Here is a 24,040-nt window from a genome sequence, read left to right on the forward strand (position 1 = left end):
TACACGGTCCAGAGCACCGACAACAATGCAGCCTCGGACACCCAGACCGTGACGGTGACCGTGAATGGCACCAACGATGCGCCGGATATTCATCTTGTGGGAACGGGGACGCCGGACACTGCATCGGCGACCCTGACGGAAACCAACGCCGGCCTCTCGACCACGGGCACGCTGACGGTGACCGATGCCGATCTCTCCGACACGGTGAGTTCTTCGGTCACGACTGTCGTGGCTTCGGGAACGACGGCTGGCCTTGGTCTGACCAACACCCAGCTCCTAGCCATGCTGGCTGTTACACCGACGTCGGGTCTGGCAGCCAATCCGACGGACACCCACAACCTCGGCTGGACCTTCAATTCCGGCACGCAGGCCTTCGACTACCTTGCCGTCGGCCAGTCGCTGACGCTCACCTACACGGTCCAGAGCACCGACAACAATGCAGCCTCGGACACCCAGACCGTGACGGTGACCGTGAATGGCACCAACGACGTCAGCCCGACTCTGATTTCCTCGGTGGTGGATGGCAAACAGGGGAGCAACGCAGAGCCAAGTACCGTAACCATTACGTTCAGCACGGCAGTGAACGAAAATTTCGCCAATCTGTCGGACGTGATGCATGTCTCCGGCCTGCCGAATGTAAGTGTGATCAGCGGGTCGGGAAGCTTCAATGCAACCCACACCCAATACACCTTCCAGGTCGACAAAGGCGCGGGAAGCAGCAACGGATCCTCCTACACTCTTACGATCGACAGTGGAGCATTCTTGGATGCAGGTGGGCAAACCAATGCCGCGAAAATTACAACCGGTCTCAAGCCCGCCGGCACCTCCGGCGAGCCAATCAACCTTGCTCTCACCGACCCATCACATGAGGGCGCGCTCATCACCGTCACGGTGAAGGATGTGCCTTCGGGCTGGACCATCGACGGCGCGATCCACAACGCCGACGGAAGCTGGACGATCCAGACCAACGACCTGCACGGGCTGACCGTTACCACGCCGGCCAGTTTCACCGGGGCAGCCGTGCTCGATGTCGAGATGACCTGGATCAATGCCGACGGCACCACGGGCACAGCGTCGATCGCCGACAATGTCGAGGCCTACGCACCGGGTTCGCCGATCTTTGCCTGGTCCGGCGACGACGTGCTGACCGGCTCGCACGGCAACGATCTCTTCGTCTTCTCGCAACCGATCGGCGCCGACACGGTGCACAATTTCGATGCCGCGGCCGACCAGATCGATCTCATCGGCTATACCGGATTGGCGGACTTCGCCGACCTCCAGACGCATATCGCCGACGATGCCAACGGCAATGCGGTGATCGCACTCGGCGACGGACAGTCGATCACGCTGGACGGCGTGCATTCGGGCGCACTCACAGCCAGCAATTTCGTGTTCGACCAGACGCCGGTGGTCAACAATTCAGGCACCATGACGATCGGCGACGGCGCGTTGCTGCCGCTCAGCGGCATTCTCAACAACAGCGGCCTCATCTCGCTCGACTCGACCGGCGGCGATACGCTGCTGCAGGTCATCCAGCACGGCGTGACCTTGCAGGGGGGCGGGCAGATCCTGCTGTCCGACAGCGCCGCCAACATGATTTCCGGCACAGGGCCGGACGTCACTCTGGTCAACGTCGACAACACGATCTCGGGCTCCGGCCAGCTGGGCGGCGGCATGCTCAGCCTCGACAACCAGGGCACCATTATCGCCACCGGCTCGCACGCGCTGGTCATCGATACCGGTGGCAGCGTCGTCACCAACTCCGGAACGCTCGAGGCAACGGGTTCTGGCGGCTTGACGGTCGCCGGCGGCCTGGCGAATTCAGGCATGCTCTGGGCCAATGGCGGCGACATCGTGATCCACGGCCAGGTTACCGGCGACGGCGATGCCACCATCGGCAATTTGTCGAAGCTGGAATTCGGCGGCGCCTCGTCGACGGACGTCACCTTCGGACACGACGCTGCCGGCACGCTGCAACTCGACGATTCCTTCGACTACAGCGGACGGATCGGCGGCATCACCAATGACGACAGGCTGGACCTCGGCGATATCCTGTTCGGCGTGGGGACTACGGCCGTCTATCAGGCAAACCAGGATGGCAGCGGCGGAACGCTGACCGTTTCGGACGGCACCCACGGCGCCGCGCTGCATCTGGTCGGCAATTATGATGCGAACGCCTTCAAGCTTGCCGATGACGGCCAGGGTCATACCGTCGTTTCGTACAATCCGGCGGAATTCACGCTGACCGGCATCGGCAATGGAGCGATTTCAAGCGACTTCGTGGTGTGAGCGAAAAGGGCCGCCGGCTATGGCGGCTCCCTGACCTGACGTGTATCGAGTGGGGTTCTGGAAGTGGATAGCAAGTCTCGAATTGTGAAGGATGCGCTTCGGGCATGCCGCCGCTATTTCCTGGTTGCGGCGGCATTCAGCCTGGCGATCAACCTGCTCTACCTCGCTTCCCCCCTCTACATGCTGCAGATCTATGACCGGGTTGTCACCAGCGGCAGCGAAACCACGCTGGTGATGCTGACCCTGGTGTTGCTGGCAGCCTTCCTTTCGCTGGCGGGTCTCGACCTGGTCCGCGCCTGGATCCTGACGCGTGCCAGCGCCCGGCTCGACCGTCTGCTTTCGGCAAAGATCCTCGCCGCGTCCGTCGAGGCCCCATCGCCCGGTTCCTCGCCGAGCCAGCCGATCCGCGACTTCGATACGTTCAGGCAGGTCATCACCGGCAGTGGCATCCACGCTTTGTTCGATCTGCCATGGTCGCCCATCTACATCGGCATCATCTTCCTGCTGCATCCGTGGCTCGGCTTCTTCGCACTGGGCTGCTCGCTGCTCCTGATCGGCATGGCCGTGCTCAACGAGTATCTCGTGCGCTCGCCGCTGAAGCAGGCCAACGAGCTGGCGACGAACAACTATAACTTCACCGAGATGAGCCTCAGGAACTCCGAAGTCGTTCGCGCCATGGGGATGATCGACGGTCTCATCCGCCGCTGGGGGCGCGACCGCAACCTCGCGCTGCGGCGCCAGGCGGAGGCAAGCGACCGTGCCGCCTTGATGTCGGGCCTCATCCGGTTCCTGCGGCTCACCATGCAATCGCTGATCCTCGGCCTCGGCGCCTATCTGGTCATCGAACGGCAGATTACCGGCGGCACCATGTTCGCGGCGAGCCTCCTGCTGGGCAGGGGGTTGCAGCCTGTCGAGCAGATCGTCGGCCTCTGGCGCAGCCTGATCCTGGCGCGGGCAGCGTTGGCAAGGGTCGAGAGGCTGGTCGACGGGGGCGCGCGCAACGAAAGAGCGTTCAACCTGCCGAAGCCCAGCGGCATGATTTCCGTCGAGCAGGTAAGCTTTGCAATTCAAAGCCAGCAGAAAGTGCTTCTGCGCGACGTGTCGTTTCGGTTGGAAGCAGGCGAGGCGCTCGGAATCGTTGGCCCCTCCGGCGCCGGCAAGTCGACCCTGGCGCGCCACCTTGCCGGCGTCATGCAACCCAGTCGCGGCACAGTCAGGCTGGATGGCGCCGACCTGTCGCAATGGGGGCACGACGCATTAGGTGATCACATCGGCTACCTGCCGCAAGATATCGAACTCTTCTCCGATACCGTCGCCGCCAACATTGGGCGCTTCAAGACCAATGTCGACCACGAGGTGATCGAGGCCGCGCGGCTCGCCGGCGTACACGAGATGATTATCCGCCTGCCGCAGGGCTACGAGACGCAGATCGGGGAGGGCGGCGCCGTGCTGTCGGGAGGATATCGGCAACGGATTGCTCTTGCCCGGGCGGTGTTTGGAACGCCGAAACTGATCATTCTCGACGAGCCGAGTTCCAATCTCGACGCCGATGGCGATCGCGCGCTGAGCGACTGCGCGATCGAGCTCAAGCGCCGCGGCAGCACTGTTATCATCGTCTCGCACCGGCCCTCGACCTTGGCGAATGTCGACAAGATCCTGCTGTTGCGCGATGGCGCCGTCGAGGCGTTCGGCATGAGAAACGAGATCGTGGCGCTGCTCAACCAGCGCGCGGCTCCAATGGCGGTGGCGACCCAATGAGCTGTGGTCGGAGAGATCGATGAGCGACAGTGCCCTCACTTACCATAGCCTGCCTGGCGGGTCGGGCATCCTGGCTCCGGATTCCATCCGGGTGCCGGCCTATATTGGCCTGCTGATCATAATGGCCTTTTTCGGCATTTTCGGCGGCTGGGCGGCCTTTGCCCCTCTGAACGGTGCCGTGCTCGCCGATGCCATCGTCAAGGTGGAAGGCAATCGCAAGAGCGTCCAGCACTTCGACGGCGGTACGGTGAAGGAGATCCGCGTTAAGGATGGCGACGTCGTCAGGAGGGGCGACATAATGCTGAAGCTGGACGACACCAGGATTCGGTCCGAGTTCAATCTCTATGCCCAGCAATATGCACTGTTGCGCGCCACCGATGCCAGGATCCGCGCCGAATTGGACGGCAGCCAGGCGGTTGCCTTTCCCAAGGACATCCTCAAGGAGCACCAGGACTACCTCAAGGACGCAATGGCAAACCAGATCGCCGACCTGGAAAGCCAACGCGCCTCGATGGCCGGCGCAAGGCAGATCCTCGAGCGGCGCATTGCCGAGCTCGAGGAGCAGATACGGGGCAAGCAGTCTCGGGTCGAATCCTACCGGGCCCAGCTCAAATCGACGATCGGCGAGAAGGCCAGCCTGTCGAAGCTGCTCAAGGCCGGTTTGACGACCCGCCCACGCATCCTGGAGCTGGAAAGGTCGGCTTCGGATTTGCAGGGCTTGATCGACGATAATCTCGGCGCCATCGGCGGCACCCTACAGAGCAAAGCCGAACTCGAGAGCCAGATCGCACAATTGACGAATGAGCGCCGGACCAAGTTGTCGGCCATGCTGATCGATACGCAATCGAACCTGTCCGATCTCATACCCAAGATGTTCGCCGCCCAGGCCGCCATGGACCGGGCCGAAGTGCGTGCGCCCTATGATGGCCAAGTGATGGATCTCAGCGTTTTCTCGATCGGTGCGATCGTGGCGCCGGGCCAGACCATCCTTGACATCGTGCCGACCGAGAATTCACTGATCGTCCAGGCACAGGTTCGCGTCGAGGATATATCGAACCTGCGTCCCGACATGGCCGCCGAAGTTCGTTTCACATCATACAAGCAGCGTTCGATACCCATAATTCATGGACGCGTCGCCCGCATTTCGGCGGATCGCATTACCGACACCAAGACAGGCTTTCCCTATTACCTCGCGGACGTAGCGGTCGATCCCGTGGAATTGGCCGCAGCCCCACAGATTGCGCTTTATCCGGGCATGCCGGCGTCAGTCATGATCGTTACCGAGCAACGCACGGCGCTCGACTACATTCTAGGCCCGCTGGTTGTGTCGTTCCACTCAGCGTTTCGCCAGAAATGACGGATCAGTCCATCACCGCACGCGGCGAGAACTCCCGTTAAACAAGTCGCGAAGAATGCGTGTCTCCGCGTTACGGCGCGCCTGCCATCTTGTGAAAAATCGAGGAGACAGTCGGATATAAGTGCGGCGTAGTGCGCGCTGAATTCGTTCAGCCGCTTGCCAAGCTCACTATCGAAGGCCCTATGCTGTCTCGAGTGATTGTCGACCGTCGCAAGGGTGACAGGCAGCTTAAACCGTCGCGGGCCAGCGCTGCCCGGATTCAAATAAAGCACGCCATCCACTGTCTCCATCCCCGGCACATGCGAGTGACCGGACACGATCAAGTCGATGCCGTGGGCAACCGGGTCGATCTGCAGCGTCTTGAGATCATGAAGCACGTAGATTGCTCGCCCGGCAAGACGTACGAGCTCGGTTTCCGCGTATGGCAGCGCCCAGCCACTGGTGTCCACGTTTCCTCTGATCGCGGTAACCGGCGCGATACAGCGAAGCGCCGTAATGATCTCAGGGCGACCGATGTCTCCTCCATGAATGATGTGGTCGACCCCGGCCAGGCAACGCGCCGCCTCCGGCCTCAGCAAGCCGTGCGTGTCCGAGATGACGCCAATTCTGAATGTCATGGCCCTGCCCTAAACGGTGAGGGTGGTGAAATCCGTTGCGATAAGGCTGTTCGCAAACGCCTGAACGGCTTCCGCGAGAATTTCTTCGTCGTAATAGCGGCCGGAGATGTGCGTAAGAACGAGCTGCTTTACATCGCTGGTCGCTGCCAGCGATGCTGCCTCCGCGGCTGTCAGATGTCCGTAGTCGCGCGCCATCGCTGCATCTCGTTGCAGGAATGTGGCTTCGATGACAAGCAGGTCGGCGCCGCTCACCTTGTCGACCAATCCATCAGTGGTTTCGGTGTCGCCTACAATGACCAGCTTCTTGCCAGCCTCGGGTGGTCCGAGGACTGCTTCGGGAGCAATCGTTCGGCCGTCGGGGAGAGAAATTGAGCGGCCTTCGGCCAAATCCTTCCGGATCGGACCGTCTGGCACACCGAGAGCTGCCAAGCGGTCCGAACGGAGGTGACGACGCGCCGGCGTCTCGAAGACGAAGCCATAGCTGTCGGTGTCGCGATGGCGAACTTGAAAGCAATCGACGGTGAACTCATCCACCTCGAACACGCGTCCGGGGGCAAGCGGCACGAGTTGCAGCGGGATCGGCGCGCGTCCCTTACCCCAAAGGCCAGCGAGCATGCGGGCGACGACGCCAAGAGTGTCTGCGCTGCCATGAATGGTCACATGGTTCTTGCTCTGCCGGAGCCGAAGCGTCGAGAACAAGCCTGGAATCCCGAGCACGTGGTCGAAATGCGCGTGCGTGAGGAGCAGGCGATCAAGTCGCCTGAATCCGGCGCCGCTGCGCAGAAGCTGACGCTGGGTGCCTTCCCCGCAATCGACCAGCACCCGTTGACTGCCGGCTTCAACGAGCAGCGCCGGGTGATTGCGCCCGGCCGAGGGCACGCTGGCCGAGGTCCCGAGGAAGATAAGCCTGAAGGTCATGCGAGCAGTCTACCTCGCGGGCAACGAGACCTCAAAGCGGGCGAAGGAGCGGTCCTAGATAGACTTCGCGTAACCGGCTTGGAGCGACAAAAGAGTGAGCGTGAGCGCATTCGGCATCGCGTGTCGCGTATCGCGCCAGATTATAGGCAGTGAGATAGCTCACAATCTTCTCCGATCCCTCTTCAAGAGGGCTGCGTTACACCAGCACCTTTGCTCAAGAGAACGGACAGCCAAAGCCCTTCCGTGTGGAAACGGCAACGCTTTCACGCTTGCGGGAGCCGAGCCCACTTGAGGCGGATCACTCACTGTCAGGGCCTCAGGAACCGATAGGCGAAGCGATCGGTCTTGCCCTTGATCGAAGGATCGAACACCTTGCTCGAGTGCGGATCGTCCTTGTTCGCCAGCGTGGTGCTTTCCGCGTCCAGGACGAAACCGGCCGCCTCCACCTCCTCGCGAACGGATGCAGGCTCGATCCGATGCAGCGACTGTGCCTCGCTCGTGCCGGCCCCGACGGCGGCGGCGTGGTCCACGATAACGTAGGAACCACCGGGCTTCAGCCGCTCATAGACGGCTCGATTGAAGTCGGCTGCCGTCGCGCTCCTGGCCTGAATCAAAGCGGTGTGGAGATCGTGGTAGAACAGATGCAGCCATATAACATCCGCTGGCTGCGTGACCTCCGGCATCGCCACAAGGTCCGCCGAGACGGCTTCGATGTTCTCTCGGCCCGGCTCCTTCGCGAGCGTCCGCATGCGGCCGACCGGATCGTCCTTGAAGTGGGCGACTTCGGCCGGCACGAAGCTGTAGACACGTCCTTGGGGTCCCACGATGTCTGAGAAGACGCGGGTCCAGTCGCCGTTGCCCGGGTAGACGTCGATGACGGTGAAGCCCGCATCTGCGCGTGCGAACCGGATCAACTCGGATAGCTTGGATTGGTCGTACATCGAGATCTCCTTTCGATTGAGCATTCGACGAGCGCCAGCGTGCGAGGGGGCGATCCACGGCTGATCCGCCGTCTACCCCATTCGATGGCCGCAGACGGCAAGCGCTACGCCGATCCGGACGCGTCCATCTGCGAGGCGCGTGCCAGTGCTTGTGTGTCGACGTATTCCCGGATGTTGGTCAATCTGCCGTCCCGGACCGTGATGGCGAAGATCCAGTCGTCCTCGAACGTCTTGTTCGTGGCTTTGATCCTTCCCCTCCCGGAGCCGACGACCAAAACCCGGCCGATCGCGGCGAAGAAGTCCCTCACGGTCTGGATGGTCTTCTCGACAGTCATGGGAATTTCCTATTTCGCACGGACCGGATCACGCTCGGTCCGGTCCGTGCATCGTGACCCTGCCGGTGGGCACGTCGTGTTCATCGGTCGAACTTGACCAGGTCCTTGAAGATCAGATGACCCCAGCTATTTCCGCGCGCCTGGACCAGCAGCCCACCTTCCGAAAGCCCGCCAAGTTTGATCGGCGAGAAGTCGAGATTTTCCGCGAGCGTACCAATCTCCGCTGCGGCAGCGTCATCGTCGCTCGCCAGGAACACGACTCTCCTGCCGCCATGCACTGCTGGATCTTGGTCAAGGGTGGCAGCGCCCAAATGGTTGAAGCCCTTGACCAGTCGTCCACCGGGGAAAGCCTGCGCGATGAACTTGGAAGAAGGCTGTCCTCCCAGCGTCTCAGGGGGCACGCCGTAGGCATTGGTCACATCGACGATTGTCTTCCCCTTCCAGGTGGACAGCGCCTTCGCGACATCGGGATGCGACTCGAAACGGACTGCCAAAAAGATGATGTCCGCCTTGACCGCGTCCGCCAGCTTTTTGGGGATGATCGTAGGCCCGATCGCGGCCGCGTCCGCGGCAAAGCTTTCCGGGTCGCGCGTGGTTGCGACGGATACCTCGATGCCCTTGCGAGCAAATGCCTTGGCGAGGGCTCGGCCGATATTGCCGAAGCCGATAATTGTGTAGCTCATGATGTTTCTCCGATCTTGTGTGATGCCGAGGTCAGACCTGGGCCATGCCTCCATCAACGGCGAAATCTACGCCGGTAATGTAAGAGCTTTCGTCAGAAGCAAGGAAAGTGACGGCAGCCGCGATTTCCTCTGGCTTGCCCCTGCGACCCATTGGGATCTGTGAAGCAAATTGGGCGGCCGCTTGCTCGGCTTGCTCGGGGGTAAGGCCTGTCGTTGTCTCCAACGCCGGGGTCTCGGTTGGTCCGGGACTCATTGAATTCACGCGAATTTTGCGATCTTTCAGCTCCAGTGTCCAAGCGCGAGCGAAGTTTCGCACCGCCGCCTTACTCGCAGCGTAGGCGCTGAACCCTGGCAGCCCCAACACGTTGGAGACCGAAGAGGTCAGAATGATCGAACCGCCGTCACTGAATAGTGGAAGCGCCTTCTGTACCGTGAAAAACAACCCCTTCACATTCACATCGAAGGTCTGGTCAAAATGGGCCTCAGTCGCTGCCGCGAGCGGTGCGATTGTCCCTGCGCCTGCGTTCGCGAAGAGAATGTCGATGTGGCCGTGTTTCTCTTTCACGACGGCATAGACCCGGTCCAGATCCTCCAAGCGCGACACGTCGCCTGCGACCGTCGTAACGTTTCTCTCGATGAAGGCCGCGGCCTCCTTCAGCTCTTTCTCTCGTCGCCCGGTGATCACGACGTGCGCGCCTTCTTCAACGAAGCGCTTGGCTGTCGCCAAGCCGATCCCGCTGCTTCCGCCGGTGATGACGGCGACCTTATTTTCTAACTTTTTCATGATCTTCTATCCTTCGTTGTGTGAGCCAGGCGCGGGAACGCGCCGGCGTCAGAGTTGCGCCAGGCCGCCATCAACGGCGACCTCGCTGGCGGTCATGAAGCTGCTGTCCGACGACGCGAGAAAGGCAGCCACCGCCCCAATTTCCGCCGGATCGGCCATGCGCTGGAGCGGAGTCATCGAGGCGAAGACCTTCTGTCCTTCCTCGCCCAGCGCTTCCTTTGCGAGGTCGGTCGCGGTCGCCCCGGGCGACAGCACGTTTACGCGGATGCCGGTGCCCTTCAGGTCCTCCGCCCAGGTCCGCGCGAGGTTGCGCACTGCCGCCTTGCTCGCGCTGTAGGCAGTGAACCCCGGTGCGCCCGTGGTGCCGGCGCTCGATCCGGTAACGATGATCGAACCGCCCGGGCCCATCAGCGGCAGCGCCTTCTGGACCGTGAAGATCGTACCTTTCACGTTGGTGCCGAAGGTTTCGTCAATGTGCTCGGCGGTGATCTGGCCGAGCGGAAGCGGGCCTCCAGCCCCGGCATTGGCGAAGACGATGTCGAGGCTTCCGCGTTCGGCCTTCACCGCAGCGTAGAGCCGGTCGAGGTCGGCCTCATCCGAGACCGAGCCTTTCACCGCGCGGGCATTGGGCCCGAGGTCCGCCACAGCGGCGTCGAGCGCTTGCTGCCGGCGGCCGAAGATGAAGACGAAGGCGCCTTCCTCGATGAAGCGCTTTGCAGCGGCGCGGCCGATGCCGGTAGCGCCGCCGGTGATCACGGCGGTCTTTCCATTCAGTCTGTTCATGTCGTGCGTCCTTCGTTTCGCCATCTCGGGTCTTTGGCTGTACGGTGGGTCAACCCGAGAGCCTGAACATGGGATCGCCGAAGTCGGGCGGTGAGTGCGGGTTCGCGCACATCGGTGGTGCGAAAACGATCCACCCTGACGATTGAACGCCGCAACAGTCGCGCGCATTACAGCTCGGCGTGCTAGAACGGGCTTCGGAAGGCGCAGCTGGCGGCGCGGGAATGCACCATGATTGACTGGGATGACGTTCGCTACTTTCTTGCCGCCGCGCGCGGCGGCTCGGTGCGGGCTGCCGCCGAGCGCCTCGGCGTGTATCACTCGACCGTGCTGCGACGCATCGCTCAACTTGAGGAACGCCTCGGGACGCGGATGTTCGAAAAGCTGCCTTCGGGCTACCGCCTGACGGCTGCGGGCGAGGAGGTCCTCGAGCTCGCGAACCAGATGGAAGCGTCGTCGCACCAGCTGGAGACGCGTGTCTTCGGTCGCGACCAGAGCGCGCGCGGGCTTTTGCGGGTGACAGTTCCACCGTTCCTCGCCACACACCTGCTCATGCCGGATCTCGCCGACTTCGCGCGTATGCATCCGGACATCGAGATGGAAATCTTGACCACTGGCGAGGTGGCGAATCTGACTAACCGAGAGGCCGACGTCGCGATCCGCATTATCGCCGACCGCAAGACCCTGCCGCTCAATCTTCACGGCCTGAAGGGACCGGAGGTGTTCAGCGGCGTCTACATGTCTCGCGATCGACTACCCGCGTTGCGTGCGGGCACGCCTGATCCCCTCCGGTGGATCGCAATAGACAATCATGGAATTCCGGACTGGGCGCGCGAGGGAGAAGTTCACATCACGGGAGCTCCGTTCAGGACTCCGGATGCCGAGACGCAGATCATCGCGGCGCAGCAAGGGATCGGGATGACGAAACTGCCGTGCTTTGTCGGAGATGCCGACCCCCTGCTCGTGAGGGTGCCGGGCACCAACCCGCCCATGCATGGGACACTCTGGATTCTCACGCAGGGGGAGGCACGCAAGACGAAGCGCGTTCGGCTTTTCACGGAGTTCGTATCCCGCAGGCTCGCCGCGTACGCTCCGCTTATCGCGGGACTGTCCGTAACGCGTGACTAACGCCCGTCTGGGACTTGGCGGTTCGCCTGCCCTCCATGAAACATTTCGGGATCTCGATCGTCCATCAAAATTTTGGGTTGGTTGCCCGCCAGGCTTGGTACTCTTCGGTCGCACTTGGGTGCAGCGGATAATAGCGTTGCAACGACCCGCCCTCCATGAGCTTCATGCGTGAGAACTCCTCCCAGTCGTGATGTTTCTGGGATTCTTCGATCACCTTCGCGGCCATCGCAACGGGTAGCACCACCACCCCATCATCGTCGGCGACGATGATGTCGCCGGGGATCACGGTGACACCGCCGCAGGCAATCGGAACGTTGACGGCATTGGGATAAATGCTGGTTTGCACATGGTAGTTGGGCGTCCAGCCGCGCAGCCATAGGGCCAGATCGAGCTTTTCGACATTGGGCCGGTCGCGCATGCAGCCGTCGATGACGATGCCCGCGCCGCCTCTGCCCTTGAAATACGTCGACATCATATCGCCGAAGACGCCCGAACTCATGTCGCCGCGCGCATCGACCACGACCACATCCCCTTCCTGTGCGTGGTACAGCACATGCCGGTGCAGCTGTGTTTCCGGATCGGCATATTCTCCCTCGTTGAAAAGATCGGGCCGCTGCGGCAGGAACTGCAGCGTCAGCGCCGGCCCGACGATCGATCTCCCGTGGTTCTGCGCCACCGGGCCGACCATATGCGGATTGCGGAAGCCCATATGGCCAAGCGTGCCGGCAACCGTCGCGGCGCCGATCTCCTTTAGCGCGTCGATCAGATCCTTCGGCGGCCGCGTGATGTCGGAAGTATGCGTCATTGTGGACTCCGATTGAAAGGGAACTACCAGTTCGTGACAGAACCATCGCGGCGCTTGAGGTGGGGCGCTTCCCAGAAACGGAAGCTCTGCGCCTGGACGGCCTCTTCGTTGACCTCGACGCCGAGCCCCGGCAGATCGCCCACCGGGTAGTCGGGGCCGTCGAGCCGTGGTTGCACCGGGAAAAATTCGGAATTGTCGAAGCCGAGCCTTGCTTCGGGAGCCCTGGTCTCGAGCCATGCGAAGTTGGGGACCGCGGCGGCCAGATGCACGGTCGCGGCCGTGCACACTGGACCAAGCGGATTGTGCGGCATCAGGTCCACATAGTGCGCCTCGCTCCAGCCGGCGATTTTCATTGCCTCGGTGAACCCGCCGACATTGCAGATATCGAGCCGGTTGAACTGGTGGATGCCGCGCTCGATATAGGGCAGGAACTGCCACTTGCTGGCAAATTCCTCGCCAATGGCGAAGGGGATGTCGGTCATCGTGCGCAGGGATTCGTAGGCTTCCGGCGTCTCGTCGCGTATCGGCTCCTCAAGAAAATCGAGCACGCCGCGGTCGAGCTTGTTGCAGAAGCTCGCCGCCTCCGCCACCGACAGCCGATGATGATAGTCGATGCCGAGGACGACATCGTTACCCAGCGCCCGGCGCGCCTTGTTCAGCATGGTCGCGGTAGCGCCGATCGACTCGCGTGGCTCGAAAACATCCCTGCTGTTTTGCCCGACGGGAAAGAAGCGGATCGCCTGCCAGCCTTGTGCGCGCAGTTCGCGGGCCCGCTCGATGGCAACATCGCCCTCGGCCTCGTCTCCGGTCGAGGCGAAGGTGGGGATCCGGTCGCGCTGCTTGCCGCCCAGCAATTCGTAGACCGGCACCCCCAGCGCCTTGCCCTTGATATCGTGAAGGGCGATATCGATGGCCGAAATAGCTGCCTGCAGAACCCGACCGCCTTCGAAATACTGGCTGCGATAAACCTCCTGCCAGATCCGCCCGATCTGCATGGGATCGCGGCCGATGAGAAACTCGCGATAGTGCTCGACCGCGCCGGCCACGGCCTTCTCGCGGCCGCTCAGGCCGCTCTCGCCCCAGCCGAAGATGCCCTGGTCGGTCTCGACCTTGACCAGCATCTGATTGCGCGTTCCCACCCATGCCGGATAGGGTTTGATCGCCGTGATCTTAAGTTTCGTAGTCATCCACGCCCGCGTCCCACACGCATCCGCCCTGTCTCAGTCGACCTCGAGAGCCATCTCGGTCTCACCGTCGAACAGATGCATCCGCTCCTGGTCGAACTCGAGCCAGATCCGCTCGTCGGGCGCGACGGCAATGTTGGGCGGCACGCTGACGTTGACGATGGCACCGGACAGGAAGGCCTGCACGAAGGTGACGTCTCCGGTTGGTTCCACCGTGTAGACCTTGGCCGGGATGCCGCCTTGCACCGCGCTCTTGTGCAGCTTGATCGTCGAGTGGCGTGCGCCGAGCACGATTTTCCTGGTCGTTGCCCCCGTGACCTTCTGGACGTTGCGCGGCGAGAGCCCGAGGCTCCAGCCCTCCGCGCTGGTCAGCACGGTGTTGCCGTTCGCCGTCAATGTCTCCAGCGGAATGAGGCTCATTGCCGGGCTGCCGATGAAGCTGGCGACGAACATGTTCACCGGATGGGCAAAGACCTGCGCCGGTGAATCGTATTGCTGCAGGAAGCCGCCGTTCATCACCGCCATCTTGTCGGCCATGGTGACGGCTTCGAGCTGGTCGTGCGTCACATAGATGATCGTCGCCTTGAGGTCCTGGTGGAAGCGCTTGATCTCCGACCGCATCTGTACGCGCAGTTTCGCGTCGAGGTTGGAGAGCGGCTCGTCCATGAGAAACACCGCGGGATCGCGCACGAGAGCACGGCCCAGCGCCACACGCTGCTGCTGCCCGCCCGAAAGTTCGCGCGGCTTGCGCTCGAGCAGGTGCGTCATGTCGAGCACGCGCGCCGCTTCCTTAACCTTCTTGTCGATCTCGTCCCTGGGCAGTTTGCGCATCTGTAGCGGGAACGCGAGGTTCATGTAGACCGACTTTTGCGGATAGAGCGCGTAGTTCTGGAACACCATTGCGATGTCCCGGTCCTTGGGGTCGAGATCGTTGACCACCTGGTCGCCAATGAGGATGTCGCCCGATGTGATCGGGGTCAGCCCGGCAACGAGATTGAGCGTGGTCGTCTTTCCGCAGCCTGAAGGGCCGACAAGCGCAACGAACTCGCCGTCGTTGACCGTCAGTGAAACGTCGTTGACGGCCTTGAAGCCGCCGTAGGTCTTGACGAGATCTTTGAGGACCACGTGGGCCATCGGCAACTCCCTAATGCTTGACTGCGCCTTCTGTCAGGGCGCGTACGAAGTATCGCTGCAGGACGAGGAACAGCACCACGACAGGCACGCTCATCATGAAGCTCGCCGCCATCAGTCCCGGAAAGTCCGTCGTGTTTTCCGAGAAGAAGCGCTGGATGCCGACAGGCAGGGTCAACTGTTCATTTTTGGAGAGGAACGTGTAGGCGTAGATGTACTCGTTCCACGCGCCGATGAAGGAATAGATCGCGGTGGCGATGATCCCCGGCGTCGAGAGCGGCATCACGATCATGATGAAGGCCTGGAACCGTGTTGCCCCATCGATACGCGCCGCCTGCTCGAGCTGCACCGGGATGTTGTCGTAAAAACCCTTGAGCAGCCAGATCGCCAGGGGCAGGCCGAAGGTGAGATAGGTCAGGATCAGCGAGCCATGCGTGTTCACCAGCCCGATCGCACGCATCAGGATGAAGAGCGGCACGAGAAAGATCACCGCTGGGAACATGTTGCGCAGCAGCACGGCGAAGAACAGGAAGTTCCGGCCGGGGAAGGTGAAGCGCGAAAACGCGTAGGCCGCGGGGACGGCAACAATCACCGAAAGGATTGTCGTGACGGTCGACACGAACAGGCTGTTCCAGAAGAAGCGCAGGAAGTCCTGGCCGACGCTGTTCTGCGGATCGAGCAGCTTCTTGTAGCTGGCAAGCGTAGGCTCGTTTGGCCACCATTGCGGCGGGAATTGCGTCGCCGCGAAGCCGGACTTGATCGAGGTGATCAGCATCCAGATCATCGGCACCGCGGTGTAAATCAGCATGAACAAGAGGAAGATGCGCCCGGCCCAGCGCCATCCGTCGACGCGCATGCGGCGATGGGGCCGGCCTCGGGAGGCTGTCTCTGCAAGCGTGCTCATGTGCTCCCCTCTTTCCGCTCATTGCCGCTTAGCGCCCGGACGTAGAAATAGCCCAGCGTCATCAGGATGAGGAACAGGAGCACCGAATAAGCCGATGCCACGCCCCAGCGCTGGCGGCCGAAGGCGAGCTCATAGATGTGGGTTATCCAGATATGCGATGCGTTCGACGGCCCGCCTGCGGTCATGATCCAGGGGATGATGAAGGAATTGAAGTTGGCCACCGCGAGCAGCAGGATCGTCACCACCGAGACGTTGCGCAAGTGCGGGAAAGTAACGTGCCAGAAGCGCTGCCATGCATTGGCCCCGTCGACCTTGGCGGCCCGCAACAATTGCTCGGGGACTGTCTGCAGGCCGGCCATCATCATGATCATGGCAAACGGAAACTCGCGCCAGATATTGACGACGATCAGGGAGGGCAGCACCGTGCTGACGTTGTCGATGAAATTGGGTGGCCGGTCAGTCAATCCGAGGCCGACCAGCACCGCGCCGATGATGCCGAAATCCGAATGGTAGATCCACTTCCAGATATAGGAGGCGGCAACGGCGCTGATCACCCAGGGAATGATCAGGATGGCGCGCAGGACGCCGCGGCCGACAAAGTCTCGGTGCAGCGCCAGCGCCGTGGCAAACCCCAGGACAAAGGAGATGAAAGTGGATCCGAATGTCCAGATCAGGGTGTTCCAGGTTACTTTCCAGAACACATCGCTGGTGAGGATGGTGGTGTAATTGTCGAAGCCGATGAAGGTCTTGTCGCGGAGCTGCAGACCGGGCGGCGTCTTATAGAACGACAGCTCGATCGTGTAGTAGATCGGATAGGCGATGACGACGAGCATCACGGCGATCGCCGGGAGCACGTATGCGTAGTCGGCGCGATGGGCCCAGATGTTCCGCAATGCGCCTGACCCGCCGGGTTGCGATTTTCGGCGAGCCTCGGCCTTGCCGGTCACGATCGTCACTGTGGCGTGCCCTTGTTTTTCGAAAAGAACCGGCTGCGCTCTTGGCGCAGCCGGTTCGCAGGTCAGGTTGGGACTAGAGCCCGCCCATTAGGTCTTTCACCTTCTTGGCCGCATCGTCCGCTGCCTGGTCGACGGTCATCGCGCCGGTCAGCGCATTCTGCAGCATGTCCGGGACGATGATGTTCATGATCTCGGGGGATTCCGGCAGCGCCGGGAAGGGGATGCCATAGGGCAGCATCGAAGTCGTGACATCGAGGAACTTGATATGGTCCAGACGTTCCTTCATCCATTTGGTCTTGAAGCCGTTAAGATTGCCCGGGTTCGAGCCGGCATAGGCCATCTTCAGCGACCATTCGGGGCTCGCCCACATGCAGATCATCGCTTTCGCGGCCGGCTCGTCCACCTTGCCACCCTCTACATACTCGGGCTTCAGGATGTGAATGTTCGAGCCGCCGAACACGACGGCGCGCTTGCCGTCAGGACCGGTCGGGATCAGGCCGTAGCGCATATTGTCGATGACGGTCTGCGCCTTGTCCTTGTCGGTCCCGGTCGCCTTGGCCTGCAGGTCGAGCATGACGTTGTAGTCGGACGGGTGGGAAACCATCATGCCCAACTGGCCGGCGACGAACAGAGGCTGGTTGTCGGCCTGCTGGTTGGTAAGTGCCGAAACCGGAACCGACTTGTCGCGGACATACATGTCGTATGAGGCTTGCAGCGCCGCCTTGCTCTGCGGGCTGTCGAGCTCCACCTCCTTGTAAGTCGGGTTCGCGGTGGCTTCGTCGAAGACGCCGCCGCCATAGGCCCACAGCTGTGGCATGAAGCGATAGGGCGTATTGCCGGCATTCTTGCGAGCCACGAGGCCGTAACCGGCAATGCCGAGCTTGTCGTGGATCTGCTTGGAATATTTGACGACGTCGTCCCAGGTTGCGGGAGCCTTGTCCGGATCGAGACCCGCACGCTTGAAGATGTCGGCATTCCAGATGAACGCCATCGTCTCGTTGTTCGTTGGAACGCCGTATGTGACCCCTTCCCAGGTCACGGCCTTCATGGCGCCGGGCCAGAAATCCTCGGTCGAATAGCCCACATCCTCCGGCTTGAGCGGCTGCAGATAGCCTTTCGAGGCAAATTCGGTACCGCCCAGGATTTGCAGGCGCACCGCCATCGGCGCGGCATTGCCCAGGAGCGCGGTGCGGAACTTGTCGAGAAGGTCGTTATAGGTGAGGGCCTGTTCCTCGAGCTTGATGTTTGGATAGGTCTTGCGGAAAGTCTCGAAGAAATCCTTGTAGTACTGGCGCAGCAGGTCGGGATCGCCCTCGAACACGCCCTGATACCAGAAAGTCAGTCGCCCCTTGTAATCCAGCGGCGTGACCTTGGCGCAATCGCCGGCCGTGTCGAAATCCTGTGTTCCCGCGATGGAGCGCACATATTCGGGCGACCATTTGCTGAGGTCGACCGGTGGCGCACCCAACGCCGATGTGGACATAAGTGATGCCGTCAAAATACCGACGACAGTGCCGCGCAGGACCGCACTGCCGAGCATGATCCTCGTCATAGGTATCCTCCCTGGTTCTCCGCCCTGCGATCGCGAGGATGGTTATTGCAGTACGGTGTATCCTCTCGACCACTTGGTACGTTTTCAGAACATGGATTGCCTGTCAACGCACGAGATCGTACATTGTTTATGGGAACCGTGCGTGATATCGGACAGACTGTGTATTAATTTGGGGAGCCGGCCCTTGGCCGAAACAGACGATTTCAAAGCAAAGCCACCCCCGGTGATCGACGCCACCGGAGCCTCCAGCGAGGGTGCCTCGCTTTACGAACTGATCAGGGAAGACATCATCGAGGGACGGCTCGCCGCCAACGAACGGCTTGTTGTGACCGATCTCGCCCGCCGCCACGGCACGTCGACCAATCCCGTGCGCGAGGCCCTGCAACTGTTGCGGGGCGAGGGGTTCGTCATCTTTTCTCCCAACCGCGGGGCGCGTGTAAGGCCCATCGATCAGGATTTCGTCCGCGATATCTACGAGATCGGAGTTCTGATCGAGCCAGCCCTGACGCGATGGTTTGTAGGTATGGCCACCGGCGAGGACATCGCCGAACTCGAACGCATCCAAGGCCTGATCGAAGAGAACAATTTCGCCGACACGTTCAGGCACAGTGAACTGGATACCGCATTTCACACGGTGATGTACCAGCGGCACTATAACCGCCATGCCGCCGAGCTCTGGTGGAAGCATCGCGAAGTGCTGCGAGCGGTGAGCCGGCGTTTCAATTTCACGCTCGCGCGGCGTGCCGCGATCATTCGTGAGCATCGCGAACTCATTGCGCTCATCAAGACCGGGGAGGCCGACAAGGCAGCCGAACTCATCTCCCGCCACGTCGAGGGTTCCGGCCGGCATGTTCTCGAACAGATGCGTGCACGCAACGCCGCTCGGGCCGGATAGGACGAGGGGTCAGGTCTGGAACAGCGTGGTTGACCACTAGTGAAAAGGCAGTTGAAATGAAAATCACGAGCGTTCGGCCGTGGCTGATCAAGTCTGGTGCTTCCTATTGGGGGGAATTCCTGTTCGTCGAGGTAACGACAGACGAGGGAGTGAGCGGCTGGGGAGAGATCACCACCACCACGAAGCTCGCCAACCGCGCCCTCTGCACGATCCTTCGACAGATCGGAGCCGCCGTGACAGGCGAAGATCCGGCGCGTATCGAATGCCTCTGGCACAAGATCTTCCGCGGCTTCACCTATATGGGTAGCCGTGGCGCCGCGGTCGAATGCGTGAGCGCGATCGACATAGCCCTCTGGGACATCAGGGGCAAAGTCCTCGGCAAGCCGATCTACGAGCTGTTGGGCGGGCCGGTCCGCGATGAGATCGCGCTCTACACCCATCCCAACCAGGCCAAATTCACCAGCAAGGACGCTGTGGTGCGCGAAATCCTGGACATCGTCGAGTCCGGACATACTGCTCTAAAGTTCGACCCCTTCCCCCACCAGGGTCGCGATGCCGACGGTGTGTCGCGCGAACAGCGGGACGGCTATCTCGACGGCGGCATGACCCGCAAGGACGAGCGCGAGGCTGCCGAACTCACGGCTCTGATCCGAGAAACGGCAGGCCCCGACATCGACATCCTCATCGATGCGCACGGCCGCTTCGATGTTCCGACCGCCATTCGCCTCTGTCGCAGCCTCGAGGAAGCCGGCCAGATCGACTGGTTCGAGGAGCCATGCCCGCCCGAGAGCCTTAACGCCCTCAAGCAGGTTCGCGAGAAGGTCAGTGCCGCTATCTCTTGGGGCGAGCGTGGCCACACAAAGTGGGATTTCGTGCCGGTTCTCGAGAACAAGCTCGCCGACTACATCATGCCTGACGTCACCTGGACCGGCGGAATTACCGAACTCAAGAAGATTTCCGCCCTGTGCGAAGCCTACTACATCCCAGTCTCGCCGCATGACGCCGCGGGACCGATCAACGTGGTTGCGGGAGCGCAGGTGATGATGACCGTTCCGAACTTCTACAAGCTCGAAACGTCGGAGTGGAATTTGGGCAAGTACGATCATCTTATCGACGAGCCGCTCGATGTTTCGAACGGTAGCCTCAAGCTCTCGTTGAGGCCGGGTCTCGGCATCGAGATGAACCGCGATTACCTGCAAGCCCATGAGATCGAACTGGGCTAGCAACGCAATCGGCAGCATGCGGGCGACAACCCGCAAATCAGAACGGGGATAAGTCATGCCAAAGACGGATGGAGCCGACGAGGCCCTCAACCGGGTCAACACCAACTCGAAGCCGTCCGAGCTTCGCATCACCGACATGCGGGTGGCCGAGATCGTCGGTGCACCGTTCACCTCGGCGCTGCTCAAGATCTATACCAATCAAGGCATCGTCGGGCTTGGCGAGGTGCGCGACGGCGCCAGCGCCACCTACGCACTGATGCTGAAGAGCCGGCTGCTTGGCGAGAACCCCTGCGACATCGATCGCCTGTTTCGCGGCATCAAGCAATTCGGCGGGCACGGTCGGCAGGGCGGCGGCGTCTCGGCGGTCGAGATCGCGCTCTGGGATCTCGCCGGCAAGGCCTATGGCGTTCCCATCTACCAGATGCTCGGCGGCAAGTTCCGCGATCAGGTGCGCGTCTATTGCGATACCGATGCCGAGAAACCAAGCGGCACCGAAACCGGAAAGCGCCTCAAGCAGCGCATGGACCGTGGTTTCACCTTCCTCAAGATGGACCTGGGCTTGATGCAGATCGCCCATGTCCCGGGCGCCGTATCCGCGCCCGCCGGCGCGCTCGAAGGGTTTCATGCCAATCCGCGCGGCCGTGGCGGCACGCTTGAGGAGCGCAAGGCCCGCAATCTTGCCTACGACGCGCAGAACGTGCAGCACCCGTTCACCGGCCTGCATTTCACCGAGAAGGGGATCGACCTGCTCGAGCAGTACATCCACGAGGTTCGCGAGGTGATCGGATACGAGATCCCGCTCGCCATCGACCATGTCGGCCACATCTCGCTGCAGGACGGCATACGCCTGTCGCGTCGCATCGAGAAATACGCCCCGGCCTGGCTGGAGGATGTGATCCCCTGGCAACACACCGAGCAGTACCGACAATTGCAGGGGGCCACCACGGTGCCGATGTGCACCGGCGAAGACATCTACCTCAAGGAAGGCTTCGAGCCGCTGCTCAAGAGCGGCGGCCTCTCCGTCATCCACCCGGACCTGCTCACCAGTGGGGGTATTCTCGAGACCAAGAAGATCGGCGACATGGCGCAGGATCACGGTGTCGCCATGGCCATCCATATGGCCGAAAGCCCGATCGCCGCGATGGCCGCCGCGCATGTCGCGACCGCTACCGAAAATTTCATGGCGCTCGAATACCACTCTGCCGATGTCGACTGGTGGGACGATATCGTCACAGGCCTTCCCAAGCCGCTCGTCAAGGACGGCTTCATCACCGTGCCCGACAAGCCGGGGTTGGGCATAGACGATGTGGTCGACGAGGTGATCAGCCAGCACCTGCAGCCCGGTGTCACCGGGATATGGCAATCCACCGAGCATTGGGACAATGAATATAGCTGGGACCGGACCTGGAGTTAGCCCAGACTCCTGCCCTCACTCTCCTTGGCTCACAGGGCCGACGACTGACCATTCGTGTCGACCTCTCCCAAGGGAGAGGCGAAGAAGGAAACGGACGAAACCATGATCTACGAACTGCGCATCTATGACTGCCTGCCGGGCAGGCTGCCGGCTTTGCTCAAGCGCTTTTCCGACCAAACGCTGGCCATCTGGGAGAGGCATGGCATCCGCCAAGCCGGGTTTTTCACCACGGCAATCGGCGAAAACAGCAACCGCCTCACCTATTTCCTAGCCTGGGAATCACTGGCCGAGCGTGAGGCGAAATGGACGGCTTTCGTCACCGATCCGGCATGGCACAGGGCCCGGGACGAGTCCGAGCGCGACGGGCAGATCGTTGCCAATATCAGCAGCCAGCTGCTCACGCCGACAGCTTTCTCGTCCGTGAGATAGGACCGCACGATGAAGATCACCGACCTTCGCTGTGCCGTTATCGGCAAGCACCCCATCGTTCGCGTCGTGACCGACGAGGGCCTCTATGGACTGGGAGAAGTCGAGTTCACCAAGACCTACCTCAAGCCCTTTGTGCTGCATTTCCGCGAGGCGCTGATCGGCGAGGATCCGACCGATGTCGAGCGGGTCATGTTGAAGATCCGCCAACGCGGTTCTTTCAAGCCCTACGGCGCGGCGGTCAGCGCTATCGAACATGCGCTTTGGGACATTGCCGGCAAGGCCTATAAGCTGCTCGGCGGCAAGGTGCGCGACAAGGTACGCGTCTATAACGGCTCGATCCGCCAGAAGCGCACAGGCGACCGGCCGGAGGACTATGCCGCAGACGTCAAATGGATGATGGAGCAGCCGCAGAACTTCTTCATGGTTAAGCAAGGAATCTCGTTCCATTCCAACATGAAGGACACCATCGAGGACTTCCATTACGGCGTGACGCAGAAGAAGGCCGGCTATCACGGCGCCATGGATCAGGGCGTGATCAGCGAACGCGGTTTCAACCACATGCTCGACTGCGTGATCGCGATGAAGGAAGTGCTGGGCGACAAGGTCAGCCTGGCACTCGACTGCGGCCCGGGCTGGATGCTGCCCGATGCGATCAAGTTTGCCCGCGCGGTCGAGAGGTACAATTTGATGTGGCTGGAGGACATGCTGACCGGCGACTATGTGCCGTGGGTCAATCCGCAGGCCTACCGGGAACTGACCACCTCCACCTCGACGCCGATCCATACCGGCGAGCAGATTTACCTCAGGCACAATTTCAAGGAGCTGATCGAGACACAGGCGGTGCGCGTCATCGGCCCCGATCCTGCCGACATCGGCGGCATTGCCGAGCTCAAATGGGTCGCCGAGCACGCCTATATGCACTCGATCCTGATGGCGCCGCATGGCACGGCGAATGGCCTGCTGGGCCTCGGCGCGCTGATCAACGTCTGCGCCACCTTGCCCGCCAATTACGTGGCGTTCGAATACCCCAGTGCCTCGGACCCCTGGTGGAACGACATCGTCATCGGCCTGCCCAAGCAGATCGTGAGGGACAGCATGGTGGATCTGCTGGAAGCACCGGGGCTAGGCCTCGATATCGACGCCGAAAGCGCCAGGAAGTATTTGCTGGCGGAGGATGCCGGATTCTTCGATTGACCGGCGACGGTGGCCCTCGATCTCACCGACCGAGGGCCCGCTTCAAAGACACGTGGATGCACATCCCATCACAACAGAAGCCGGCGCATTGTTGACGCGCGCCGACCTTGCTTAATTATGGCGAATCTCGGTCCCGAGCACCTTCAGGCATTCGCGGATGAAGGCAGCGAGGGCTGTCCATCCCTTGGCCGACACCATGGTTCCGTCGACATACGCCTCCGTCGGCGAGAGGTCGATGTAGGTGCCGCCGGCCAGCGTCACTTCCGGTTCGCAAGCGGCGAGCGCGCCGACCTTCTTGCCGCGCACGACACCGTCCACGGCAATCAGAATCTGGACCCCATGGCAGATCGTGAAGATCGGCTTCTGGGTATCGTGGAAGTGGCGCACCATGGCTTGCACCCGTTTGTCGGTGCGGATGTATTCCGGGCCGCGGCCGCCGGCGCAATATACGGCATGGTATTGATCGAGCTGCTTTTCCGCCTCGGCAAACGTCTTGTTGATCACCTGAAAATGGCCGAGCTTTTCGGTGTAGGTCTGGTCGCCCTCGAAGTCGTGCAGGGAGGTCTTGATGAGGTCTCCTGCCTTCTTGTCCGGGCAGACCACGTGGACCGTGTGACCGACGGCTTCCATTGCTTGCTGGTAGACGAAGATCTCGTACTCCTCGGTGAACTCGCCGGTGAGCATCAATATTTTCTTGCCTGACATGATCATGTCCTCTGTCGTGTGAAAGGGGCGGGGCGAGTCATGCTGCGCCCCGCATTGA

The 24,040-nt window shown here is 61.6% G+C and carries 21 protein-coding genes and 2 pseudogenes; 9 read left to right on the forward strand and 14 right to left on the reverse strand.

The window, feature by feature from the left end; genetic code table 11:
- From LB571_RS14105 to LB571_RS14115, 3 genes are all read left to right on the forward strand, one after another.
- A partial coding sequence (locus LB571_RS14105) for a beta strand repeat-containing protein (protein ID WP_224595238.1) occupies window positions 1-2,289 on the forward strand: 2,289 nt, incomplete at its 5' end.
- 63 nt (window positions 2,290-2,352) lie between these two features.
- Window positions 2,353-4,047 (forward strand): type I secretion system permease/ATPase, encoded by a 1,695-nt coding sequence (locus tag LB571_RS14110; protein WP_224595241.1) that lies wholly within the window; start codon window positions 2,353-2,355, stop codon window positions 4,045-4,047.
- Window positions 4,048-4,066: 19 nt separating this feature from the next.
- Complete coding sequence (locus LB571_RS14115) at window positions 4,067-5,404, forward strand: HlyD family type I secretion periplasmic adaptor subunit (protein WP_224595243.1); 1,338 nt, start codon at window positions 4,067-4,069, stop codon at window positions 5,402-5,404.
- Window positions 5,405-5,552: 148 nt separating this feature from the next.
- Here the strand turns inward: LB571_RS14115 and LB571_RS14120 are convergent.
- The 7 genes and pseudogenes from LB571_RS14120 to LB571_RS14150 all read right to left on the reverse strand — a co-directional run bounded on the left by LB571_RS14120 (window position 5,553) and on the right by LB571_RS14150 (window position 10,465).
- Window positions 5,553-6,021, reverse strand: a pseudogene (locus LB571_RS14120) (metallophosphoesterase family protein).
- 9 nt (window positions 6,022-6,030) lie between these two features.
- Entirely contained in the window at window positions 6,031-6,939 is a 909-nt protein-coding gene (locus tag LB571_RS14125; RefSeq protein ID WP_224595245.1) for an MBL fold metallo-hydrolase, read from the reverse strand.
- Between the two features lie 308 nt (window positions 6,940-7,247).
- Complete coding sequence (locus LB571_RS14130) at window positions 7,248-7,880, reverse strand: class I SAM-dependent methyltransferase (protein WP_224595247.1); 633 nt, start codon at window positions 7,878-7,880, stop codon at window positions 7,248-7,250.
- Between the two features lie 104 nt (window positions 7,881-7,984).
- Window positions 7,985-8,173, reverse strand: a pseudogene (locus LB571_RS14135) (nuclear transport factor 2 family protein); the annotation flags it as partial.
- A 122-nt stretch (window positions 8,174-8,295) separates the two neighbouring features.
- Complete coding sequence (locus tag LB571_RS14140) at window positions 8,296-8,898, reverse strand: NADPH-dependent F420 reductase (RefSeq protein ID WP_224595249.1); 603 nt, start codon at window positions 8,896-8,898, stop codon at window positions 8,296-8,298.
- A 31-nt stretch (window positions 8,899-8,929) separates the two neighbouring features.
- Window positions 8,930-9,682, reverse strand: coding sequence for an SDR family NAD(P)-dependent oxidoreductase (locus LB571_RS14145; RefSeq protein WP_224595251.1), 753 nt, complete (start codon window positions 9,680-9,682; stop codon window positions 8,930-8,932).
- Between the two features lie 48 nt (window positions 9,683-9,730).
- The gene (locus LB571_RS14150; RefSeq protein WP_140665595.1) at window positions 9,731-10,465 is read right to left on the reverse strand and encodes an SDR family NAD(P)-dependent oxidoreductase; all 735 of its coding nucleotides are present in this window, start codon (window positions 10,463-10,465) and stop codon (window positions 9,731-9,733) included.
- 228 nt (window positions 10,466-10,693) lie between these two features.
- Here LB571_RS14150 and LB571_RS14155 point away from each other — a divergent pair, with 228 nt between their 5' ends.
- A complete protein-coding gene (locus tag LB571_RS14155; protein WP_224595253.1) occupies window positions 10,694-11,590 on the forward strand; it encodes a LysR family transcriptional regulator in 897 nt (298 codons plus the stop codon).
- Window positions 11,591-11,654: 64 nt separating this feature from the next.
- On the opposite strand, the gene LB571_RS14160 is transcribed toward LB571_RS14155, so the two are convergent.
- The 6 genes from LB571_RS14160 to LB571_RS14185 all read right to left on the reverse strand — a co-directional run bounded on the left by LB571_RS14160 (window position 11,655) and on the right by LB571_RS14185 (window position 18,122).
- Window positions 11,655-12,395, reverse strand: coding sequence for a ribonuclease activity regulator RraA (locus LB571_RS14160; protein WP_224595257.1), 741 nt, complete (start codon window positions 12,393-12,395; stop codon window positions 11,655-11,657).
- A gap of 23 nt (window positions 12,396-12,418) precedes the next feature.
- Window positions 12,419-13,582, reverse strand: a complete 1,164-nt coding sequence (locus LB571_RS14165; RefSeq protein ID WP_140617576.1) for a mandelate racemase/muconate lactonizing enzyme family protein — start codon at window positions 13,580-13,582, stop codon at window positions 12,419-12,421.
- A gap of 33 nt (window positions 13,583-13,615) precedes the next feature.
- The gene (locus LB571_RS14170) at window positions 13,616-14,713 is read right to left on the reverse strand and encodes an ABC transporter ATP-binding protein (protein ID WP_140665604.1); all 1,098 of its coding nucleotides are present in this window, start codon (window positions 14,711-14,713) and stop codon (window positions 13,616-13,618) included.
- Window positions 14,714-14,723: 10 nt separating this feature from the next.
- Window positions 14,724-15,614: a carbohydrate ABC transporter permease gene (locus tag LB571_RS14175; RefSeq protein ID WP_015319199.1), complete on the reverse strand. Its 891-nt coding sequence runs from the start codon at window positions 15,612-15,614 to the stop codon at window positions 14,724-14,726.
- A complete protein-coding gene (locus LB571_RS14180; RefSeq protein WP_015319198.1) occupies window positions 15,611-16,570 on the reverse strand; it encodes a carbohydrate ABC transporter permease in 960 nt (319 codons plus the stop codon). The genes LB571_RS14175 and LB571_RS14180 overlap by 4 nt, the downstream gene beginning before the upstream one ends.
- A gap of 73 nt (window positions 16,571-16,643) precedes the next feature.
- On the reverse strand, window positions 16,644-18,122 hold the full coding sequence (locus LB571_RS14185; protein ID WP_224595260.1) for an ABC transporter substrate-binding protein: 1,479 nt from the start codon (window positions 18,120-18,122) through the stop codon (window positions 16,644-16,646).
- A 184-nt stretch (window positions 18,123-18,306) separates the two neighbouring features.
- On the opposite strand from LB571_RS14185, the gene LB571_RS14190 reads away from it, so the two are divergent.
- The 5 genes from LB571_RS14190 (at window position 18,307) to LB571_RS14210 (ending at window position 23,277) form a co-directional block, all read left to right on the forward strand.
- Window positions 18,307-19,017: a GntR family transcriptional regulator gene (locus LB571_RS14190; protein ID WP_224595262.1), complete on the forward strand. Its 711-nt coding sequence runs from the start codon at window positions 18,307-18,309 to the stop codon at window positions 19,015-19,017.
- A gap of 56 nt (window positions 19,018-19,073) precedes the next feature.
- Window positions 19,074-20,240: a mandelate racemase/muconate lactonizing enzyme family protein gene (locus LB571_RS14195; protein ID WP_140877765.1), complete on the forward strand. Its 1,167-nt coding sequence runs from the start codon at window positions 19,074-19,076 to the stop codon at window positions 20,238-20,240.
- A gap of 55 nt (window positions 20,241-20,295) precedes the next feature.
- The gene (locus tag LB571_RS14200) at window positions 20,296-21,654 is read left to right on the forward strand and encodes a mandelate racemase/muconate lactonizing enzyme family protein (protein ID WP_224595267.1); all 1,359 of its coding nucleotides are present in this window, start codon (window positions 20,296-20,298) and stop codon (window positions 21,652-21,654) included.
- A gap of 102 nt (window positions 21,655-21,756) precedes the next feature.
- The gene (locus tag LB571_RS14205) at window positions 21,757-22,083 is read left to right on the forward strand and encodes an NIPSNAP family protein (RefSeq protein WP_140617572.1); all 327 of its coding nucleotides are present in this window, start codon (window positions 21,757-21,759) and stop codon (window positions 22,081-22,083) included.
- A 9-nt stretch (window positions 22,084-22,092) separates the two neighbouring features.
- A complete protein-coding gene (locus LB571_RS14210; protein ID WP_224595269.1) occupies window positions 22,093-23,277 on the forward strand; it encodes a mandelate racemase/muconate lactonizing enzyme family protein in 1,185 nt (394 codons plus the stop codon).
- Window positions 23,278-23,388: 111 nt separating this feature from the next.
- Here LB571_RS14210 and LB571_RS14215 read toward each other — a convergent pair whose 3' ends face one another.
- Window positions 23,389-23,982: a DJ-1/PfpI family protein gene (locus LB571_RS14215; RefSeq protein WP_015319191.1), complete on the reverse strand. Its 594-nt coding sequence runs from the start codon at window positions 23,980-23,982 to the stop codon at window positions 23,389-23,391.
- Window positions 23,983-24,040: the final 58 nt, after the last annotated feature.

Origin of the sequence: Mesorhizobium sp. BR1-1-4 (assembly GCF_020165375.1) — a bacterium.
Lineage (GTDB): Bacteria > Pseudomonadota > Alphaproteobacteria > Rhizobiales > Rhizobiaceae > Mesorhizobium > Mesorhizobium australicum.

What these genes read in the sequence shown, in the direction of transcription:
- LB571_RS14115 (WP_224595243.1), top strand. Translation starts at nt 4,067, where the DNA reads ATGAGCGACAGTGCCCTCACTTACCATAGCCTGCCTGGCGGGTCGGGC.
- LB571_RS14125 (WP_224595245.1), bottom strand. Translation starts at nt 6,939, where the DNA reads ATGACCTTCAGGCTTATCTTCCTCGGGACCTCGGCCAGCGTGCCCTCG.
- LB571_RS14130 (WP_224595247.1), bottom strand. Translation starts at nt 7,880, where the DNA reads ATGTACGACCAATCCAAGCTATCCGAGTTGATCCGGTTCGCACGCGCA.
- LB571_RS14140 (WP_224595249.1), bottom strand. Translation starts at nt 8,898, where the DNA reads ATGAGCTACACAATTATCGGCTTCGGCAATATCGGCCGAGCCCTCGCC.
- LB571_RS14145 (WP_224595251.1), bottom strand. Translation starts at nt 9,682, where the DNA reads ATGAAAAAGTTAGAAAATAAGGTCGCCGTCATCACCGGCGGAAGCAGC.
- LB571_RS14150 (WP_140665595.1), bottom strand. Translation starts at nt 10,465, where the DNA reads ATGAACAGACTGAATGGAAAGACCGCCGTGATCACCGGCGGCGCTACC.
- LB571_RS14155 (WP_224595253.1), top strand. Translation starts at nt 10,694, where the DNA reads ATGATTGACTGGGATGACGTTCGCTACTTTCTTGCCGCCGCGCGCGGC.
- LB571_RS14160 (WP_224595257.1), bottom strand. Translation starts at nt 12,395, where the DNA reads ATGACGCATACTTCCGACATCACGCGGCCGCCGAAGGATCTGATCGAC.
- LB571_RS14165 (WP_140617576.1), bottom strand. Translation starts at nt 13,582, where the DNA reads ATGACTACGAAACTTAAGATCACGGCGATCAAACCCTATCCGGCATGG.
- LB571_RS14170 (WP_140665604.1), bottom strand. Translation starts at nt 14,713, where the DNA reads ATGGCCCACGTGGTCCTCAAAGATCTCGTCAAGACCTACGGCGGCTTC.
- LB571_RS14175 (WP_015319199.1), bottom strand. Translation starts at nt 15,614, where the DNA reads ATGAGCACGCTTGCAGAGACAGCCTCCCGAGGCCGGCCCCATCGCCGC.
- LB571_RS14185 (WP_224595260.1), bottom strand. Translation starts at nt 18,122, where the DNA reads ATGACGAGGATCATGCTCGGCAGTGCGGTCCTGCGCGGCACTGTCGTC.
- LB571_RS14195 (WP_140877765.1), top strand. Translation starts at nt 19,074, where the DNA reads ATGAAAATCACGAGCGTTCGGCCGTGGCTGATCAAGTCTGGTGCTTCC.
- LB571_RS14200 (WP_224595267.1), top strand. Translation starts at nt 20,296, where the DNA reads ATGCCAAAGACGGATGGAGCCGACGAGGCCCTCAACCGGGTCAACACC.
- LB571_RS14205 (WP_140617572.1), top strand. Translation starts at nt 21,757, where the DNA reads ATGATCTACGAACTGCGCATCTATGACTGCCTGCCGGGCAGGCTGCCG.
- LB571_RS14210 (WP_224595269.1), top strand. Translation starts at nt 22,093, where the DNA reads ATGAAGATCACCGACCTTCGCTGTGCCGTTATCGGCAAGCACCCCATC.
- LB571_RS14215 (WP_015319191.1), bottom strand. Translation starts at nt 23,982, where the DNA reads ATGTCAGGCAAGAAAATATTGATGCTCACCGGCGAGTTCACCGAGGAG.